18 protein-coding genes are annotated in these 18,364 nt (G+C 34.5%); 12 read left to right on the top strand and 6 right to left on the bottom strand.

All coding sequences use genetic code 11. From position 1 onward, the window contains the following. The first annotated feature begins 252 nt into the window (after window positions 1-252). The 7 genes from miaB (at window position 253) to groL (ending at window position 7,271) form a co-directional block, all read left to right on the top strand. Window positions 253-1,698 carry a tRNA (N6-isopentenyl adenosine(37)-C2)-methylthiotransferase MiaB gene (gene miaB, locus FDM27_RS01335; RefSeq protein WP_071184980.1) on the top strand — a complete coding sequence of 482 codons (1,446 nt, stop codon included), beginning with the start codon at window positions 253-255 and terminating at the stop codon, window positions 1,696-1,698. Between the two features lie 320 nt (window positions 1,699-2,018). Further along, on the top strand, window positions 2,019-3,275 hold the full coding sequence (locus FDM27_RS01330; protein WP_140484899.1) for a sigma-54 interaction domain-containing protein: 1,257 nt from the start codon (window positions 2,019-2,021) through the stop codon (window positions 3,273-3,275). Between the two features lie 98 nt (window positions 3,276-3,373). Beyond that, window positions 3,374-3,877 carry an LptE family protein gene (locus FDM27_RS01325; protein ID WP_083382171.1) on the top strand — a complete coding sequence of 168 codons (504 nt, stop codon included), beginning with the start codon at window positions 3,374-3,376 and terminating at the stop codon, window positions 3,875-3,877. A gap of 78 nt (window positions 3,878-3,955) precedes the next feature. Further along, window positions 3,956-4,816, top strand: coding sequence for a tetratricopeptide repeat protein (locus FDM27_RS01320; protein WP_140484898.1), 861 nt, complete (start codon window positions 3,956-3,958; stop codon window positions 4,814-4,816). A gap of 3 nt (window positions 4,817-4,819) precedes the next feature. Then, window positions 4,820-5,158, top strand: a complete 339-nt coding sequence (secG, locus tag FDM27_RS01315; protein ID WP_140484897.1) for a preprotein translocase subunit SecG — start codon at window positions 4,820-4,822, stop codon at window positions 5,156-5,158. A gap of 143 nt (window positions 5,159-5,301) precedes the next feature. Then, the gene (gene groES, locus FDM27_RS01310) at window positions 5,302-5,577 is read left to right on the top strand and encodes a co-chaperone GroES (protein WP_071184975.1); all 276 of its coding nucleotides are present in this window, start codon (window positions 5,302-5,304) and stop codon (window positions 5,575-5,577) included. A 65-nt stretch (window positions 5,578-5,642) separates the two neighbouring features. Continuing rightward, window positions 5,643-7,271, top strand: coding sequence for a chaperonin GroEL (gene groL, locus FDM27_RS01305; protein ID WP_071184974.1), 1,629 nt, complete (start codon window positions 5,643-5,645; stop codon window positions 7,269-7,271). A gap of 293 nt (window positions 7,272-7,564) precedes the next feature. Here groL and FDM27_RS01300 read toward each other — a convergent pair whose 3' ends face one another. From FDM27_RS01300 to xrtF, 5 genes are all read right to left on the bottom strand, one after another. Continuing rightward, window positions 7,565-8,248 (bottom strand): DedA family protein, encoded by a 684-nt coding sequence (locus FDM27_RS01300; RefSeq protein WP_071184973.1) that lies wholly within the window; start codon window positions 8,246-8,248, stop codon window positions 7,565-7,567. A gap of 140 nt (window positions 8,249-8,388) precedes the next feature. Continuing rightward, window positions 8,389-9,747 (bottom strand): MBL fold metallo-hydrolase, encoded by a 1,359-nt coding sequence (locus FDM27_RS01295; protein WP_140484896.1) that lies wholly within the window; start codon window positions 9,745-9,747, stop codon window positions 8,389-8,391. 15 nt (window positions 9,748-9,762) lie between these two features. Next, entirely contained in the window at window positions 9,763-10,593 is an 831-nt protein-coding gene (locus tag FDM27_RS01290; RefSeq protein WP_140484895.1) for a restriction endonuclease, read from the bottom strand. Between the two features lie 241 nt (window positions 10,594-10,834). Then, the gene (locus tag FDM27_RS01285) at window positions 10,835-11,278 is read right to left on the bottom strand and encodes an exosortase F system-associated membrane protein (protein WP_140484894.1); all 444 of its coding nucleotides are present in this window, start codon (window positions 11,276-11,278) and stop codon (window positions 10,835-10,837) included. Further along, window positions 11,268-11,804 (bottom strand): exosortase family protein XrtF, encoded by a 537-nt coding sequence (xrtF, locus tag FDM27_RS01280; protein ID WP_140484893.1) that lies wholly within the window; start codon window positions 11,802-11,804, stop codon window positions 11,268-11,270. The genes FDM27_RS01285 and xrtF overlap by 11 nt, the downstream gene beginning before the upstream one ends. Before the next feature lie 119 nt (window positions 11,805-11,923). Between xrtF and FDM27_RS01275 the strand changes: the two genes are divergently transcribed. The 4 genes from FDM27_RS01275 (at window position 11,924) to FDM27_RS01260 (ending at window position 16,654) form a co-directional block, all read left to right on the top strand. Beyond that, entirely contained in the window at window positions 11,924-12,934 is a 1,011-nt protein-coding gene (locus FDM27_RS01275; protein WP_140484892.1) for an energy transducer TonB, read from the top strand. 34 nt (window positions 12,935-12,968) lie between these two features. After that, on the top strand, window positions 12,969-13,916 hold the full coding sequence (locus tag FDM27_RS01270; RefSeq protein ID WP_140484891.1) for an energy transducer TonB: 948 nt from the start codon (window positions 12,969-12,971) through the stop codon (window positions 13,914-13,916). 134 nt (window positions 13,917-14,050) lie between these two features. Continuing rightward, window positions 14,051-14,320 (top strand): 30S ribosomal protein S15, encoded by a 270-nt coding sequence (gene rpsO / locus FDM27_RS01265; protein WP_071184966.1) that lies wholly within the window; start codon window positions 14,051-14,053, stop codon window positions 14,318-14,320. Between the two features lie 189 nt (window positions 14,321-14,509). Next, window positions 14,510-16,654: a polyribonucleotide nucleotidyltransferase gene (locus FDM27_RS01260; RefSeq protein WP_140484890.1), complete on the top strand. Its 2,145-nt coding sequence runs from the start codon at window positions 14,510-14,512 to the stop codon at window positions 16,652-16,654. A gap of 79 nt (window positions 16,655-16,733) precedes the next feature. On the opposite strand, the gene FDM27_RS01255 is transcribed toward FDM27_RS01260, so the two are convergent. Beyond that, window positions 16,734-17,231 (bottom strand): hypothetical protein, encoded by a 498-nt coding sequence (locus FDM27_RS01255; RefSeq protein ID WP_140484889.1) that lies wholly within the window; start codon window positions 17,229-17,231, stop codon window positions 16,734-16,736. Between the two features lie 236 nt (window positions 17,232-17,467). Between FDM27_RS01255 and FDM27_RS01250 the strand changes: the two genes are divergently transcribed. Next, window positions 17,468-18,331, top strand: coding sequence for an RNA polymerase sigma factor RpoD/SigA (locus tag FDM27_RS01250; RefSeq protein ID WP_007804760.1), 864 nt, complete (start codon window positions 17,468-17,470; stop codon window positions 18,329-18,331). Window positions 18,332-18,364 lie beyond the last annotated feature (33 nt).

Below are 18,364 nucleotides of genomic sequence, written 5' to 3'. Positions count from 1 at the left end.
TTGGAAGAAATAACACTTTATAAGCTTACATATATTAGGTGTAATATTTTCGAAGAAAGAGAAAAAGCATAAAAAGACACAACTGCAATTACTTCTTTAAAATTACTCTCCAAATTCAACATCACAAATCAATCCCGACAACTATCGGGATTAATCTTCACTCTAAAATCCTTTAAATTTTGTTAATTCTTCATCTGACATCTTGTCATATCCGTTTGGTTTCTCTTATCTTTGTACTTTGAAACAACTCGAATGGAAAAGATTATTGAAGAGAGCAAACAAGGCGAAAGTCTTGTACTGGAAAACAAACCAGAGAACACTAAAAAATTATATATTGAAAGCTATGGCTGTGCGATGAATTTTTCGGACAGCGAAATAGTTGCTTCTATATTATCCGGTAACGGATACAACACCACTCAAATTTTAGAAGAAGCCGATTTGGTTTTAGTAAACACCTGTTCGATTCGTGACAAAGCCGAGCAAACCATTCGCAAACGCCTTGAAAAATACAATGCCGTAAAACGCATCAACTCAAAAATGAAAGTGGGTGTTTTAGGTTGTATGGCCGAGCGTTTAAAAAGTCAGTTTTTAGAAGAAGAAAAAATAGTCGACTTAGTTGTTGGGCCTGATGCTTATAAAGATTTACCAAATCTTTTAAGCGAAGTTGAAGAAGGTCGTGACGCCATCAATGTGATTTTATCAAAAGAAGAAACTTACGGCGATATTTCGCCTGTGCGATTGATGAGCAACGGAATTACAGCCCTAGTTTCAATCACTCGTGGTTGCGACAACATGTGTACTTTTTGCGTGGTTCCTTTTACCCGCGGTCGTGAACGCAGCCGTGAACCACAAAGTATCATGGCAGAAATTCAGGATTTATGGAATAAAGGCTTTAAAGAAATCACATTATTAGGTCAAAACGTGGATAGTTATTTATGGTACGGTGGCGGATTGAAAAAAGATTTTGAAAACGCAACCGAAATGCAAAAAGCAACTGCTGTAAATTTCGACCAACTATTAGAAATGGTTGCGGTTACTTTTCCTAAAATGCGTATTCGTTTTTCGACCTCAAATCCTCAGGATATGCACGAAAGCGTTTTACATATTATTGCAAAATACCCAAATATCTGTAAACACATTCACCTGCCTGTGCAATCAGGTAGTAATCGAATTTTAAAAGAAATGAATCGTTTGCATTCTCGCGAAGAATACATGACTTTGATTGATAAAATCAGAAGTATTATTCCCGAAGCAGCCATTTCACAAGATATGATTGCCGGATTCCCAACAGAGACCGAAGAAGATCATCAAGACACATTGAGTTTGATGGAATATGTAAAATATAATTTTGGTTATATGTATTCGTACTCCGAACGTCCGGGAACTTTGGCAGGAAGAAAAATGGAAGATGATGTTACCGAAGAAACCAAGGCCCGAAGATTACAGGAAATTGTCGATTTACAACAAAAACACGCTTGGTTCCGTTCAGAAGAATTCATTGGAAAAACAGTTGAAGTATTAGTTGAAAAAGTTTCAAAAAAATCTAAAGAAGAATTCTCGGGAAGAAACTCTCAAAGTATTACAGTGGTTTTCCCTAAAGAAAATTACAAAATAGGTGATTTTGTAAATGTAAAAATCACTTCTTGCACTAGCGGAACTTTGAAAGGAGAAGCGGTTGGATATTCTGAAATGAATTAGGTTTTTAGTCATTGCGAGGAACGAAGCAATCACCATAAAACAAGTTCGAAGCAATTGGAATCGATATACAAGATGTGATTGCTTCGTTCCTCGCAATGACAAATAAAAAAAATAAAATGACACGAAAACAAATACTAATAGTTATAATAACTTTCATCATTGGATTTGGAGCAACTTTCTATATTATTAGAACTTATTTCCCAAAACACAAATTAGAAAATACTGCTGTTGCAAAAGATACTTTGACAAAAAGAAAAAAATAAATCTGCGAATCTACGTTTAATAAAAAAAGAGATTGCTTCGTGCCTCGCAATGACAAAATGGAATCAGTTCAAAACATAAAACAGCGATTTGAGATTATTGGGAATGACCCAAAGCTCAATCGCGCGATAGAAAAAGCCATTCAGGTAGCTCCTACTGACATTTCAGTGTTAGTTACCGGAGAAAGTGGTGTTGGTAAAGAAAATATTCCAAGAATCATCCATTCGCTATCACACCGAAAACACGGAAAATACATAGCCGTAAACTGTGGTGCCATTCCCGAAGGAACTATTGACAGTGAACTTTTTGGTCACGAAAAAGGTGCTTTTACAGGTGCAACCAGCACACGTGAAGGTTATTTTGAAGTTGCCAATGGCGGAACCATTTTCCTTGATGAAGTAGGTGAATTACCACTTACTACCCAAGTTCGTTTGTTGAGAATTCTTGAAAACGGCGAATTCCTGAAAGTAGGTTCTTCTCAGGTTCAAAAAACCGACGTGAGAATTGTAGCAGCGACCAATGTGAATTTGTTTAATGCTATCGAAAAAGGAAAATTTCGTGAAGATTTATACTATCGATTAAGTACCGTAGATATTGCCTTGCCACCTTTGCGAGACCGTGAAGAAGACATTCATTTATTGTTTCGAAAATTTGCCGCCGATTTTGCTCATAAATACAAAATGCCTCCGTTAAAACTAGATGAAAATGCGGTGCAATTATTGCAAAAATACCGTTGGAGCGGAAATATTCGTCAGCTTAGAAACGTTGCTGAGCAAATTTCGGTTTTGGAAACCAATCGCGACATCACGGCAACAACTTTGCAATCTTATTTACCGCCAACAGAAGGCAGCAACCTTCCTTCGGTAATTAAAAGCAACAAAAGTGAAAGTGATTTCAGTACCGAAAGAGATATTCTATACAAAGTGCTTTTTGACATGAAAAGTGATTTGAATGATTTAAAAAAACTGACTCTCGAACTAATGAAAAGCGGTGCTGCAAAAGCACAGGATATTAATCCAAATTTGATTCAGAAAATATACGGTTCTAAGGAAGAAGACAGCGAAATCGAGTTTGAAGAACAACCGGTAACCGCTGTAATGACACCAACGCATAACGAAAATTACAGAGAAACCGAAGACAATTATCTTTTTGCCGAAACCATCGAAGAAGAGGAAATATTGCGCTTAGAGCAAAAAGAAATCGAAATGATTAAAAAATCATTGGAAAAAAACAAAGGAAAAAGAAAAGCAGCAGCAGATGAACTAGGAATTTCAGAACGAACGCTGTATCGAAAAATCAAGCAATTCGATTTATAAAATAATTAAACTACAAATTCCAATTATTATATTTGGACACAATTGGAATTTGGAATTTTATCCCGAAATTTCGGGATTGGAATTTTTCAAAAAATATTATGAAAAAAATACATTCTCTTTTTGCATTAATTAGCCTTTTCATGTTGAATGGTTGTGGAATTTACAACTTTACAGGAACAGGAAAAATTGATGCTAAAACCTTTCAGGTTAATTTCTTTCAAAACAATGCCGATTTAGTTGAACCCGGAATTGACCGAACTTTCACTCTGGCCCTACAAGATATCCTAATTAATCAAACTAATTTAAACCTGGTCAGTACTGGTGGTGACTTAGTTTATGAAGGTGAAATTACCGATTACAGAATTAGCCCTATGACGGCTACTGCCGACCAACAAGCAGCTCAAAACCGATTAAAAATAAGAGTCAATGTACGATTTACAAATAAAAACAAAGAAACAGATGATTTTGAAAAAACATTTGAGTTCTTTTATGATTTCCCTGCAACCACACAGTTACAAGGCTCTGTTTTAAACACCGCATTAAAAGAAATTTTTGAAAGAATCACTCAGGATATTTTTAATGAATCATTAGCTAAATGGTAACAAACAGTTGGTAATATTTAGTGTTCAGTTTACAAACTAATACTGAAAACTGCAAACTAAAATCTGAACATAAAAAAAATGAACGTAACCGATTATACTTATTTAATTAACAAACCCCATACAATTACCGAAAAGCAAACCCTTGCTTTAGAGAAAGTACTGGATGAGTTTCCGTATTTTCAAAGTGCCCGAGCCTTGCGCTTGAAAGGACTCTACAATGAAAATAGTTTTAAGTACAATTCGGCATTAAAAGTTACGGCAGCACATACTACTGACAGAGCTGTTTTATTTGACTTTATCAGTTCAGAAAGCTTCAATGCGATTCAAAAAGAATTATTCGAAAAGAAAACAAACGAATTACTTTCAATCCATGTAATTGACAGTATCGAAGTAATTCCAACAAAAAAAGCAGCCATCAACGAAAACAGTATTGCATTCAAAAATACAACTTCAATCAATACCACAGAAGAATTAGCTGAAATTAAAGAACCAACTCCAACTCCTGAAGAAAAACTAGAAATTGGTAAACCTTTAGAATTTTCTAAAACCGAAACCCATTCTTTCCAGGAATGGCTTCAACTTTCAAGAATACAACCTATAATTAGAGAAGCGGAAACTAACAATAGTTCAAAAAACACAGCTTCGGATGAGGATTTAAAAAAGAAAAAAGAATCCATTATCAATAAATTCATTGAAAACAACCCGAAGATTTCACCCATAAAAGCAGGAACTACGGCTAACCTTAACATAGAAATCAACAAAGAAGACACCAGTTCGTTGATGACAGAGACTTTAGCCAAGGTATATTTGGAACAAAAAAAATATCAAAAAGCAATTCAAGCTTATGAAATATTAATTTTGAAATATCCAGAAAAAAGTAGTTTCTTTGCAGACCGCATATCGGATATTAAGATTTTACAACAAAACAATAATAATTAAGTAATGAGCACATTTTCAATTTTTTTAGTTTTAATAACTATAGTTTGTTTTCTACTAATTGTAGTAATTATGGTTCAAAACCCTAAAGGTGGTGGATTATCATCTTCAATAGGTGGTTCACAAATGTTAGGTGGTGTACAAAAAACAACCGACTTTTTAGACAAAAGCACCTGGACATTAGGTATCGTTTTAATCGCTTTGATTATACTATCAAGCCTAAGCTTCAACGGATCTATGAGCGACAGCGAATCTAAAATCATTGACAATACTGAAGCAGCAGCACCTGCTACTCAACCAACGGCTCCTGCCACTCCGGTTGCTCCTGCTGTTCCTGCAAAATAATTACTATTCCCAATAGATATAAAAAAATGCCAGCCTGTCAAAAGCTGGCATTTTTCATAAGAAAAAATGTCAGTCTAAGTAGGCTGGCATAATTTCTGAATACCAAATGCAAAATTTAATTAATTCATTTAAAATAAAAAATCATGACATTAAACATTAAACCACTTTCAGACAGAGTACTGATCGAACCAGTTGCAGCTGAAACTAAGACAGCGTCAGGGATTTTTATTCCAGATACTGCCAAAGAAAAACCACAAAAAGGAACTGTTGTAGCCGTAGGAAATGGCACAAAAGATCATGAAATGACCGTAAAAATTGGAGACACTGTACTTTACGGAAAATACGCCGGTACCGAACTAAAATTAGAAGGTACTGACTATTTGATTATGAGAGAAGATGATATTCTTGCAATAATTTAATCCGTATTAAGAATTAAGTACAAAGTATTAAGATTTTTAAAACAACAATAAAAGTAAAAAACAAAATGGCAAAAGACATAAAATTTGATATCGAAGCACGTGACGGACTAAAACGTGGTGTTGACGCATTAGCAAATGCAGTAAAAGTAACTTTAGGACCTAAAGGTCGTAATGTAATCATTGGAAAAACTTTTGGTGGACCAACAGTTACTAAAGACGGTGTTTCTGTTGCAAAAGAAATCGAATTAAAAGACCCATTAGAAAATATGGGAGCTCAAATGGTAAAAGAAGTAGCTTCTAAAACCAATGATTTAGCCGGAGACGGTACTACAACTGCAACAGTTTTAGCTCAGGCTATCGTAAAAGAAGGTTTGAAAAACGTTGCTGCCGGAGCTAACCCAATGGATTTAAAACGCGGTATTGACAAAGCGGTTGAAGCTATTGTTACTGACCTTGCCAAACAATCTCAGGTAGTAGGAAGTGATTCTGACAAAATCAAACAAATTGCTTCTATTTCGGCAAATAACGACGAAGTAATTGGTGAATTAATCGCTACTGCTTTTGCAAAAGTGGGTAAAGAAGGTGTTATTACTGTTGAAGAAGCTAAAGGTACTGATACTTTTGTTGACGTAGTTGAAGGAATGCAATTTGACAGAGGATATCTTTCTCCATATTTTGTTACTAATTCAGAAAAAATGGAAGTGGAATTAGACAATCCTTACATTTTATTATACGACAAAAAAGTTTCTTCTTTAAAAGAATTATTACCGGTTCTTGAGCCAGTTGCTCAATCAGGAAAGCCCCTTTTGATTATTGCGGAAGATGTAGATGGTGAAGCACTTTCTACTTTAGTAGTAAACAAATTACGCGGAGCATTAAAAATTGCTGCTGTAAAAGCACCAGGTTTTGGCGACAGAAGAAAAGCAATGCTTGAAGACATTGCTATCTTAACCGGAGGTACTGTAATTTCTGAAGAAAGAGGTTACACTCTTGAAAACACCACTATCGAAATGTTAGGAACTGCAAAAAGAGTAGCTATCGATAAAGACAACACTACAATTGTAAGCGGTGCCGGTGAAGCAGAAATGATTAAAAACCGTGTGAACCAAATTAAAGGTCAAATGGAAGTTACTACTTCTGACTACGACAAAGAAAAATTACAGGAGCGTTTGGCTAAATTAGCCGGTGGGGTTGCTGTACTTTATGTTGGTGCTGCATCTGAGGTTGAAATGAAAGAGAAAAAAGACCGTGTTGACGATGCCTTACACGCAACTCGCGCTGCGGTAGAAGAAGGAATTGTTGCCGGTGGTGGTGTAGCCTTATTGAGAGCTAAAGCTGTTTTAGCAGAACTTAAAGCTGAAAACGCTGACGAAGCAACAGGAATCCAAATCGTTTCTCGCGCTGTTGAAGCTCCATTGAGAACTATTGTAGAAAACGCAGGTCTTGAAGGTTCGGTTGTAGTTGCAAAAGTAGCTGAAGGAAATGCTGATTTTGGATACAATGCTAAAACTAACGAATATGTTGACATGCTAAAAGCAGGAATTATCGATCCTAAAAAAGTAACTCGTGTAGCATTAGAAAATGCAGCATCAGTTTCAGGAATGATTTTAACTACTGAATGTGCTTTGATTGACATCAAAGAAGAAAACGCAGCTGCTGGCCACATGGGCGGTGGAATGCCGGGAATGATGTAATATTTTAAAATTACAATCCCGAAGTCTCGGGATAAATTCCAAATTGGAAATAAAAAATCCGTCTTGATTCATTTCGAGACGGATTTTTTTTTCAAATTCTAATATAGATAACAAATTCCATATCTGAAGCTTCAAAGATACCGTAATCACATTGACTACGCTTTACATAATGGCATTAGCTTTCATAACGATCTTTTCTGCGTATCGTTATTTCAGGAGGGGACAAAATAGAAAACAAAAAATCCGTCCAGTTATCGGGACGGATTTTTTTATACAAATAAAATGCTATTTTATTACTCTTTAGATTCCGGTAGTTTCTTTGCTAATTTAATAATTACAGGCAATAAAGTCACCATAACCAATCCGATGACAATAATCTCAATATGCTCTTTTAAATCAATTTGGTAATTTTCAAGTAGAAAACCATACAAATAATGACCTGCAAAAATCAATGTAAAAGACCATAATAAAGAACTCACAACATTAAAAAACATAAATTTCTTTTTATCCATTGTCACAATTCCTGCTACAATAGGTGCAAAAGTCCTAAAAATAGGCAAAAATCTGGCAAAGATAATAGCTCTTCCACCGTGTCTTTCAAAAAAGTCTTTTGACTGAATAAGATACTTTTTCTTAAACCAGAAACTATCTTCTTTATTATACAAATAATAACCACTTTTAGCCCCAAACCAATAACCTACGGTATTTCCTAAAATACCTGCTAAAGCAATCATTGATGATAACAAAGTGACATTAACAAAATCACTTTCGATAAAAAGTATATTTTCTATTAATTCACGATTATAAATCCCAGCAAGAAAAAGCAAACTATCGCCCGGTAAAAAAAAGCCGGCAAACAAACCTGTTTCAGCAAAAACAATAAACAATACAATATAGATTCCCAGTTTTATTCCATTTACATCAAAATGAATATAAAAAAGAGGGTCTATTAAATTTTTCCAGTCAAAACTATCCATTCTTCAAGGTTTTATTCAAAATATTTTTGGGTGTGAAAGTAAGAATAAATTAGTTGAACCACAATTTATTCGTTCCTTTTTAAAGTTTTATTAACGATAAAAAAGTTTCTTGAAGAATACTACTATTTTTTGTGTATTTGCTAAAATTCAAATTCCTGCCCCATCAAAGGAACTGAACAATTAACACGATAGATTTCTTTAACTTTAAGACGTAATTCATCGGCAGCGGCTAGCTCTCCGTGAACTAAAAAAACTTTCTTTGGTTTATTTTCTAATTCAGAGAGCCAATTCAACAAATCAGCCTGATCACCATGAGCCGAAAGCCCGTTGATAGCTACTATTTTGGCACGTACATTATAATAATTACCAAATATTTTAATAGACTTTGCCCCTTCAATTAATTTTCGCCCTCTGGTTCCCTCTGCCTGATAACCCACTATAATGATGGTTGTATCAGGATTTCCGATATAATTTTCTAAATAACTCAAAACACGACCGCCCGTAATCATCCCACTTGCAGCAATTACCACCTTAGCACCTTTGTTATTTATTGCTGCCAAGGTTTCTTCGTAATCAGAATTGATTACAAACATCTTGCTCATTGTATGACAATCAGGAATACTTAATTTATGCCATTTGGGATTATTAAAAAAAACTTCAAAGGCGCCCACTCCCATTGGAGAATCAACAATATAAGGAATATCAGGAATTCGTCCTTCTTTTTTTAATTCCCATAATAAGTACATAATTCCCTGAGCCCTTTCTACTGCAAAACTCGGAATAATCACCGTTCCTCCTTTTCTGAATGTGGTATTGATATAATCTTCCAATTCTAATTTAGGATCGGTTTCAGGATGCAAACGGTCTCCATAAGTACTTTCTAAAAACACTAAATCGGCTTTTTTAGGTTTAATCGGAGGATACAACAACACATCATTATCCCTGCCTAAATCTCCCGAAAACACCAAGGTTTTTCCTTCCAAAAACAAACTGATACTACAGGCTCCAATAATATGTCCGGCCGGAGTAAATACTGCTTTAATTTCCGAATCAAATTCGAATATTTTTTCCGGTTGTACAACATTAAAAAGTGGAAACACTTTTTTTGCCTGTTCAACGGTATATAAAGGCTCGGCTATTTCGTGCTTGGAATAATTCTCTTCGTTGGCTTTTTTAGCATCTTCTTCCTGAATTTTAGCACTGTCTATCAATATCAATTTAGCTATTTCCATTGTAGGACTGGTGCAAAATATTTTGCCACTAAAACCCTGATTTACCAGAATAGGCAACCAGCCACAATGATCTAAATGCCCATGTGTTAATAATACAAAATCAATACTCGAAGCCAACACCGGTAAAGGTTCCCAATTGAGTTCCCGTAAAGATTTTATCCCCTGAAACAATCCACAATCGATTAAAACACGGACACCATTATTGCTTTCAACCAAAGTTTTAGATCCTGTTACTGTTCCTGCTGCCCCTATAAATTTGATTTTCATATTGTTTCATTTAAATTAAAAACACTTACACAATTCAGATACTTCTTTTAAAACATTTTTAATCCTGTTAGAACTAATACCGATTTCTTTTAAAATCGATCTATTATCTACTAATTCTTTAACCAGAATTACATCTAACAATAAAATTTTTTCTTTTTCAGCCCTTGACAGAGTAGTCAAACAGGTTACAGGATACAAACAATCAATATTATTACGGGATTTTAAACTTCTTTTTTCGGGATAATCCCAACTCAGTAAATTAATACCCGAACATTCTGCAAAAGCAATAGCATCGGCTGTAAAACGGGTATTGGTAACAATCCAGCAATCGGTTATTTTTTCTTTACTTGAAAAAAGATTATAAGTCTTGTGTCTTAAGTCATTGAACCTGGAAAAAACATACATGGGTACTTTGACATCCGAAGCCGCTTCCTTTCCGCCGTGGAATTTGCATTCAACCATAGCAACCATATCGTTCTTTTTAATCAGGATATCCACTTCGTGCATGACACAATTACCCTGTAAAACAACATTGGTCTTGGTAGTATATTTTTCGGCCTCAAAAAGACGTGCAATGTATTTTTCAAAATAAAATCCTTCGGGGCCCAACATTTCTATGGCAGCTCTCAAGTTGTATCGGGCTGCGTGGGAATTAGTATGCTTCTTTAACAAGGCAAATGCTTTCTTGTAAATATTCTTGGTCGAAATTCCCTCGTATATTTCAGAAGTAATTTCTTTAACAATAGCTTCAGCGGTAAACGAGTCGGCACCTGATTTCAATAAGGATTCGACCAGTTTTTCCGGATTAAAATTTACAACTGCACCTGAATGTTTTACAATTTTCATACTCCAATTGATTAAACTTATATACAACTACAATGTTTTCTTAAAGTTACAAAAAAATAAAGGCAAACGCATAAATTTTATTTTTGCCACGAATTACACTGATTTTATCTGCCTTTGCCGGATTCGTGTAATTAATGGCATCTCAACTTGTGTTATTTCATGCAACCTGCCTGTCGGCAAACAGGTTCGTAGCTGATTTTTTTTATTCCGGAAACTGATGCTTTCGCTCTGAAAAAAAATACTAAGAATGTTGTTTTTGAAAATAAAATGCGGGAATAAAGAGTAAAACAAATATAGGCTGGATTAAAAATCGTCGAACATTAAACAGTAAAAAATTATTTTCGGCACCATAAAAATAAATTACTGAAAAGAACAAAAACAACAGCAATACAAAAGCTATCAAATAAAGAAAAAAAGAAAACCGAATCATCGTAACATCTTTAAAAATCACATAAAGCAAGCCTAATGAAAGTAGCATATTCAAGCCATAACGAAACAATAAATTCAAAATAAGTAAGAAAGTATTAAAAACCGGTAATGGCAAATTGTTAAAATCACTTTTAAAATAAGCCAGGAAAGGATCATAAAACAAAACCTCTTCATAAAAACGAACCAGCACAAGACAAAAAACCAATACTGAAGCCAATAGCAATTGAACAGGATGAGTAACTATTTTATTTAGCATACAATGAAAATTTATTGACCCAAATTACCCATAAAACAAACACTACCCCATAAATAAACAACGGAAAAACCACATCGTGCAATAAGGATTCCTGCTCCGGAAACCAGTAAAGCCCCATACACAACAAACCAATTCGCATTATATTTAAAACATAAATAAAAGCACTCCCCCCCATTATAAACAGCAAAGTAGATTTTAATTTACCCGAAAAAGACACCACAAACGAAACAAACAAAACCATAACACTAACAGCATTACAGCCTTCAATCATTCGAGCCATATACTGACCATTATAAAGCAACATTATAAAAGGAACACCCGGAACTTCCTTAGCTAAAAAATTGACATTAAAAAAACTAAAAAGAGCTTCGGTATTTCTAGCCACTATCTTAGTTAGGGAATCAACAGAATTCTCATCAAACCAAGACAAATAACCCTGATAAATCAAACTCAAAACCAAATAAGTCAGAAAAAATTTGGTCAGAAAAACCAAAAAAGGGCGATATAGAATAAGGTATTTTTTCAAAGTTTGATTTTTTCAAATTTATGCAAATTACAGCAATGATCACTGTTAAAATAAATTCCACAAATGTAATACAATACTGTAGTACATTTCATTATATTTGAAAAAAATTTATATTAAAAATGAAAACCTACCTACTAACCACTTCATTGTTATTTGCCACTATGGCCTTGTATTCGCAAATTATTAAACCTACACGTTACAATCTTGATTCCTTAGGTAATCTTACCAACAAAGAGGATTATAAATACATCAGGGTTGTAGAAAACTACAAAGAACAACCCAACTTATTTATTTTTTCTGAATATTATAAGTCTGGAGCAATAAAAATGAAAGCTATTTCTACTAAACTGGACAAGCCTTACTTCGAAGGCCCACAAATAGAATATTATGAAAATGGCAACAAAAAAAAAGAATCCAACTACCTTAACAATAAATTAAGCGGACTACAGATGGAATGGTATGAAAATAACCAAAAAACAGTTGAAAAAATAGTCCAATGGGATTCTAAAGCAAGAGCTTATAATGAAGAAATAAAAAACTTTTGGGACAAAAACGGACAACAAACCGTAAATGATGGAAATGGTATCTATGAATACACCACAACCGAACTCTACGAAAAAGGACAAATAACAAATGGAGAAAAACAAGGGGTTTGGGAGGGGAAAAATTTCAAAGAAAATTACAGTTATTCCGAAATTTATAATAACGGTAAATTTATTTCAGGAATTAGCTCTGACGAAAACAACAATAAATTTCCTTATAAAGAACTTACAGGAAAAGCTGATGCAAAAAATGGAATGCAAGAATTCTACAGGTTTATAGCTAAAAATTACAGAACACCCAATATACAAGGATTACAAGGAAAAATATATGTTACCTTTATTATTGACAAGGAAGGAAAACTAACCAAATTTAAAATCCTAAGAGATTTAGGCCATGGAACAGGACAGGAAGCCATCCGCGTACTACAAAAAGCCGAAAATTGGATTCCCGGAAAAATGAGAGGTATGCCTTGCGAAACACAATATTCATTACCAATTTCAATAAAAACCTCCGGAAGTTCAAACTATCCTAATCAGGAACCAACTTTCGAATCCCAAATGACAAGAAATACAAATCCTCGTTGGTAATACTCAACATATCATAACATAAAAACCATCTATTATGAAATCAATTCTTTTATCTATACTATTGCTTTTCATTCCCGAATTAGTTATTTCTCAAGTTTCTGAAAATGATAAAATAATTTATTTGGATTCTCTCCATCTAGAAACAAAATCAAAAGATTACAAGTTCTACCGAATAATCAAAGATTACAAATTAAACAAAGAATCTTATACGGTTCTTGAGTATTATAAATCAGGCACACTGCTAATGGAAGGAACTTCAAAAACAAAAGAAGGAAACACTAAAGAAGGAAAACATAGTAATTACTATGAAAATGGGAATAAAAAATCAATAACCAATTACATTAACGGACGTTTAAATGGTAAAAATTTCGAATGGTACGAAAACGGAAACAAAAAACTCGAAGGAGAATATATTGAAGATGAAAAAAAACGCACATCTCAACATAAAATAGATCAATTTTGGGATATGAATGGCATACAAAAAATCAGTAATGGTAATGGTTTTTTTGAAGACCATGGAGAAAATGAATCTTCAAAAGGAGAAATAAAAAATGGTTTAAAAGATGGTACTTGGGAAGGTTCATTCAACAAACTAAAATATAAATATAAAGAAATATACAAAGACTCAAAATTAATCTCCGGTGTTAGCTACGACGACAAAAACAATTCATACAATTACACCGAAGTAGCAATTACTCCTGAACCCAAAAATGGCATTATGGATTTTTATAACTTTATTGCTAAAAAATACAGAATACCAAATACTCCAAAAGGTATCAAAGGAAAAATATATATTTCATTTGTGGTTGATAAAGAAGGTAAAATAATCGAACCAAAAATCCTCAAAGATCTTGGATATGGTACAGGTGAAGAAGCTATAAGAATAATAACTGACTATAAAGGTTTTACTCCAGGAGAAGAAAGAGGACAAAAAGTAAAATACTCTTATTCGCTTCCTATTTCTATCCAAAGTCCAAATTAAAACAATTCACAAATCCACGTTGGTAACAAATCAAAATATTTGAATTGCATTGTCAATTCAAAATAATGTATTACTTTTGCTGCCGTCTTACAATAATTGTTTGACATACATAATAATCATTAAATAATATTAGCATGTACTTATCTAAAGAAGTAAAAGCAGAAATCTTCGCTAAACACGGAGGAAAAGCAGAAAACACAGGATCAGCAGAAGGACAAATCGCTTTGTTCTCTTTCAGAATCAACCACTTGACTGAACACTTGAAAAAAAATCGTCACGATTACAATACTGAGCGTTCACTTGTGAAATTAGTAGGTAAAAGAAGAGCTTTACTTGACTACTTGAAAAAGACCGAAATCAACAGATATCGTGAAATTATCAAAGTATTGGGTATCAGAAAATAGTCAATATAAAAAAGAGGTGCGCAAGTACCTCTTTTTGTTTTTAACAAATTCAATTTTCTCCTGCCGGACGGCATTGAAAAAAAAATAAAAAAAAGTTTGGTTTTTCATTGGGTATTACGCATTAACTACGCGCACAACAACTACAACACAACTATCACCCATAGTATAAACTAAAACAAGGAAAAATTTATGATTCCACAAGTAAAACAAGAAATTATCGATTTAGGAGATGGAAGAAGCATCTCAATCGAAACAGGTAAATTAGCCAAACAAGCTGACGGTTCAGTGGTTGTTCGTTTAGGAAACTGTATGCTTTTAGCAACAGCAGTATCTGCAAGAACCTCTAACCCAGGTGTTGACTTTTTACCATTAACGGTAGATTACCGTGAAAAATTTGCCGCTGCAGGTCGTTTCCCTGGAGGTTTCTTTAAGAGAGAAGCTCGTCCAAGCGACAGCGAGGTATTGACAATGAGATTAGTAGACCGTGTATTGCGTCCACTTTTCCCAGACGATTACCACGCTGAAACTCAGGTTATGATTCAGCTAATGTCTCATGACGACAACGTTATGCCGGACGCATTAGCCGGTTTAGCAGCATCAGCAGCTTTAGCTGTTTCTGACATTCCATTTTACAACTTAATTTCTGAAGTTCGTGTTGCACGTATCGACGGTAAATTAGTTATCAACCCAAGCAGAGAAGAATTAGAACAATCAGACATCGACATGATGATTGGAGCTTCTATGGATTCGGTTGCAATGGTAGAAGGTGAGATGAAAGAAATTTCAGAAGCCGAAATGATTGAAGCTATCAAATTTGCTCACGAAGCTATTAAAGTTCAAATTCAGGCTCAACAACGTTTAAGAGCGGCTGTTGGAAATCCTGAATACAGAACTTACGAAGGAGAAGTTGAAGACGAAGCTGTTTATGCAAAAGTAAAAGCGGCTGCTTATGACAAATGTTATGCAATTGCTGCAGAAGCATCAGGAAAAAGCGAAAGAGGTGAAAAATTTGCTGCTGTAAAAGAAGAAGCAAAAGCTTTGTTTACAGAAGAAGAATATGCTGAAAACGCTGACTTAGCAGGATTAGTTGGAAAATATTTCTACAAAACCAATAAAGAAGCCGTTCGTAATGTAATCCTTGAACAAGGAATTCGTTTAGACGGAAGAAAAACAACCGAAATCAGACCAATCTGGTGTGAAACTGATTACTTACCTTCTGTACACGGTTCTTCATTATTTACACGTGGAGAAACTCAAGCTTTGGCTACAGTAACCCTTGGAACTTCAAGAGAAGCTAACCAAATCGACTCTCCATCTGAACAAGGAGAAGAAAAATTCTACTTGCACTACAACTTCCCTCCTTTCTCAACTGGTGAAGCTCGTCCGTTAAGAGGAACTTCAAGAAGAGAAGTAGGTCACGGAAACTTGGCTCAAAGAGCATTAAAAAACATGATTCCCGCTGATTGCCCTTATACAATTCGTGTAGTTTCTGAGGTTTTAGAATCTAATGGTTCATCTTCTATGGCAACAGTTTGTGCCGGAACTATGGCATTGATGGATGCAGGAGTTCAAATGGTAAAACCAGTTTCTGGTATTGCTATGGGATTAATCACTGACGGTGAAAAATTCGCTGTACTTTCAGATATCTTAGGAGACGAAGATCACTTAGGAGATATGGACTTTAAAGTAACCGGAACTGCTGAAGGAATCACTGCTTGTCAAATGGACATCAAAATTGACGGATTGCGTTATGACATCATGGAGCAGGCGTTAAGCCAGGCTCGTGACGGACGTTTACATATTTTAGGAAAATTAGTTGAAACTATCGCTACTCCTAGAGAAGACGTTAAAGCACATTCTCCAAAAATCATTACCAGAACTATTCCTGGAAACTTCATTGGAGCATTAATTGGACCTGGAGGAAAAGTTATCCAAGATCTACAAAAAGCTACCGGAACTACAATTGTAATTAATGAAGTAGACGAGCAGGGAGTAGTTGAAATTTTAGGTACTAATCCTGACGGAATCAAAGCGGTATTAGCTAAAATTGACTCTATTACATTCAAACCACAAATGGGTGAAGCTTATGAGGTAAAAGTAGTTAAAATGCTGGATTTTGGTGCTGTAGTTGAATATACTGCTGCTCCAGGAAACGAAGTTTTATTACACGTATCTGAACTGGCTTGGGAACGTACTGAAAACGTTGCCGATGTAGTAAAAATGGGAGATGTATTCCATGTGAAATACTTAGGAGTTGACCCAAAAACTAAAAAAGAGAAAGTGTCTAAAAAAGCACTTATCGCTCGCCCTCCACGCGAGGCCAAACAAGAGTAATCAGATCTTAGTTTACTAAAGGTTTATTATATAAAATCCTGTCTCGTTTTTAGAACGAGACGGGATTTTTGTTTTCCTATTACTCTTTATCAATATAGGTTTTATTACCGTTTTTATTGATGTAATATTTACCTCCTTTAGGCCCTGTATAAACCTTATGCCCGTTATACGTACCCGTAACTTTATATTTAGCTGCCGTAGCTTTTTCTTTTGTTGCTGTGGCTTTTTCTTTCACTTTAGACTCTTTTGCCAAAGCATTATCTTTAGCTATTTGCGCTTTATTGGCTGACATATTTGTTCCTGCTTCTTTCTTAGCTTTTAGCTCTTTTTTAGCTTTACTCGCCAATTCCTCTTTTTTCATATCGGCAGCTTCTTTTTTAGTCTTAGCCTCATCAGCTAATTTCTTTTTTTTATCCGCAGCAGTAGCTTTCTTTTCTTTAGCCATCTGATCCGCTTTTTTCTTATCAGCTGCAAGTTTTTCCTTTTTTTCTTTCAAAACAGCACTACCACTAGCGTCTTGCGCATAAAATTGACTTGAAAAAGTCAGAAGTAAACAAAATAAAATCAGTTTTTTCATGATATGATAATTTTAAGATTAAGTAATAAATTTACTCAACTTTGAGATATAAAATACAGTTTTTAGAAAAAAAATACAATAAAAAAATAACTACAAACCACTAATTATCAACAACAAACCTTATTTTGACTTTGCCAATATTAAAATTATATAATTTTTTTACAAATTCTTGTAACTTTTCTACAACTCCTAACGTATAACCACTTGTACACTATAAAAATTGGGACAACAAAATCATGAGACAACTTAAAATCACCAAGCAGGTTACCAATCGTGAAACTGCTTCATTAGACAAATATTTACAAGAAATTGGAAAAGTTGACCTTATTACTGCTGACGAAGAAGTAGAATTAGCACAACGCATCAAAGCTGGAGATCAAAGAGCTCTTGAGAAATTAACAAAAGCCAATTTACGTTTCGTTGTTTCGGTAGCTAAACAATACCAAAATCAAGGATTAACCCTTCCTGATTTGATCAACGAAGGAAACTTAGGTTTGATTAAAGCTGCTCAACGTTTTGATGAAACGCGTGGATTTAAATTCATTTCGTATGCTGTTTGGTGGATTCGTCAATCGATTCTACAAGCTTTAGCTGAACAATCCCGTATTGTACGTTTGCCTTTAAACAAAATTGGTTCTATCAATAAAATCAACAAAATGTATGCTTTATTAGAACAATCTAATGAGCGTCCACCATCTGCTGAGGAAATTGCAAAAGAATTAGACATGACTGTAAATGATGTAAAAGAGTCTATGAAAAACTCTGGTCGTCACTTATCAATGGATGCTCCTCTTGTTGAAGGAGAAGATTCTAACCTTTATGATGTATTGCGTTCAGGTGAATCTCCAAATCCGGACAGAGAATTAATCCACGAATCATTGCGTACTGAAATCGAGCGTTCCTTAGAAACATTAACTCCAAGAGAGGCTGATGTAGTTCGTTTGTATTTTGGTCTTGGAGATCAACACCCAATGACTCTAGAAGAAATTGGAGAAACTTTCGACCTAACTCGTGAGCGTGTTCGTCAGATTAAAGAAAAAGCCATCCGCAGATTAAAACATACTTCCAGAAGTAAAATCTTAAAAACTTATTTAGGTTAATCTTTGCATTAATCTCTTAAAACTCCAGCTTAA

This window comes from Flavobacterium sp. GSA192, assembly GCF_006386525.1.
Classification (GTDB): Bacteria; Bacteroidota; Bacteroidia; order Flavobacteriales; family Flavobacteriaceae; genus Flavobacterium; species Flavobacterium commune.
The sequence above is the reverse complement of the archived record's forward strand: the minus strand, read 5'-3'. Positions and strand labels throughout refer to the sequence as shown.

What these genes read in the sequence shown, in the direction of transcription:
- FDM27_RS01295 (WP_140484896.1), bottom strand. Translation starts at nt 9,747, where the DNA reads ATGAAAATCAAATTTATAGGGGCAGCAGGAACAGTAACAGGATCTAAA.
- groL (WP_071184974.1), top strand. Translation starts at nt 5,643, where the DNA reads ATGGCAAAAGACATAAAATTTGATATCGAAGCACGTGACGGACTAAAA.
- FDM27_RS01320 (WP_140484898.1), top strand. Translation starts at nt 3,956, where the DNA reads ATGAACGTAACCGATTATACTTATTTAATTAACAAACCCCATACAATT.
- secG (WP_140484897.1), top strand. Translation starts at nt 4,820, where the DNA reads ATGAGCACATTTTCAATTTTTTTAGTTTTAATAACTATAGTTTGTTTT.
- groES (WP_071184975.1), top strand. Translation starts at nt 5,302, where the DNA reads ATGACATTAAACATTAAACCACTTTCAGACAGAGTACTGATCGAACCA.
- FDM27_RS01300 (WP_071184973.1), bottom strand. Translation starts at nt 8,248, where the DNA reads ATGGATAGTTTTGACTGGAAAAATTTAATAGACCCTCTTTTTTATATT.
- FDM27_RS01260 (WP_140484890.1), top strand. Translation starts at nt 14,510, where the DNA reads ATGATTCCACAAGTAAAACAAGAAATTATCGATTTAGGAGATGGAAGA.
- FDM27_RS01285 (WP_140484894.1), bottom strand. Translation starts at nt 11,278, where the DNA reads ATGCTAAATAAAATAGTTACTCATCCTGTTCAATTGCTATTGGCTTCA.
- FDM27_RS01325 (WP_083382171.1), top strand. Translation starts at nt 3,374, where the DNA reads ATGAAAAAAATACATTCTCTTTTTGCATTAATTAGCCTTTTCATGTTG.
- FDM27_RS01250 (WP_007804760.1), top strand. Translation starts at nt 17,468, where the DNA reads ATGAGACAACTTAAAATCACCAAGCAGGTTACCAATCGTGAAACTGCT.
- rpsO (WP_071184966.1), top strand. Translation starts at nt 14,051, where the DNA reads ATGTACTTATCTAAAGAAGTAAAAGCAGAAATCTTCGCTAAACACGGA.
- FDM27_RS01255 (WP_140484889.1), bottom strand. Translation starts at nt 17,231, where the DNA reads ATGAAAAAACTGATTTTATTTTGTTTACTTCTGACTTTTTCAAGTCAA.
- FDM27_RS01270 (WP_140484891.1), top strand. Translation starts at nt 12,969, where the DNA reads ATGAAATCAATTCTTTTATCTATACTATTGCTTTTCATTCCCGAATTA.
- FDM27_RS01330 (WP_140484899.1), top strand. Translation starts at nt 2,019, where the DNA reads ATGGAATCAGTTCAAAACATAAAACAGCGATTTGAGATTATTGGGAAT.
- FDM27_RS01290 (WP_140484895.1), bottom strand. Translation starts at nt 10,593, where the DNA reads ATGAAAATTGTAAAACATTCAGGTGCAGTTGTAAATTTTAATCCGGAA.
- miaB (WP_071184980.1), top strand. Translation starts at nt 253, where the DNA reads ATGGAAAAGATTATTGAAGAGAGCAAACAAGGCGAAAGTCTTGTACTG.
- FDM27_RS01275 (WP_140484892.1), top strand. Translation starts at nt 11,924, where the DNA reads ATGAAAACCTACCTACTAACCACTTCATTGTTATTTGCCACTATGGCC.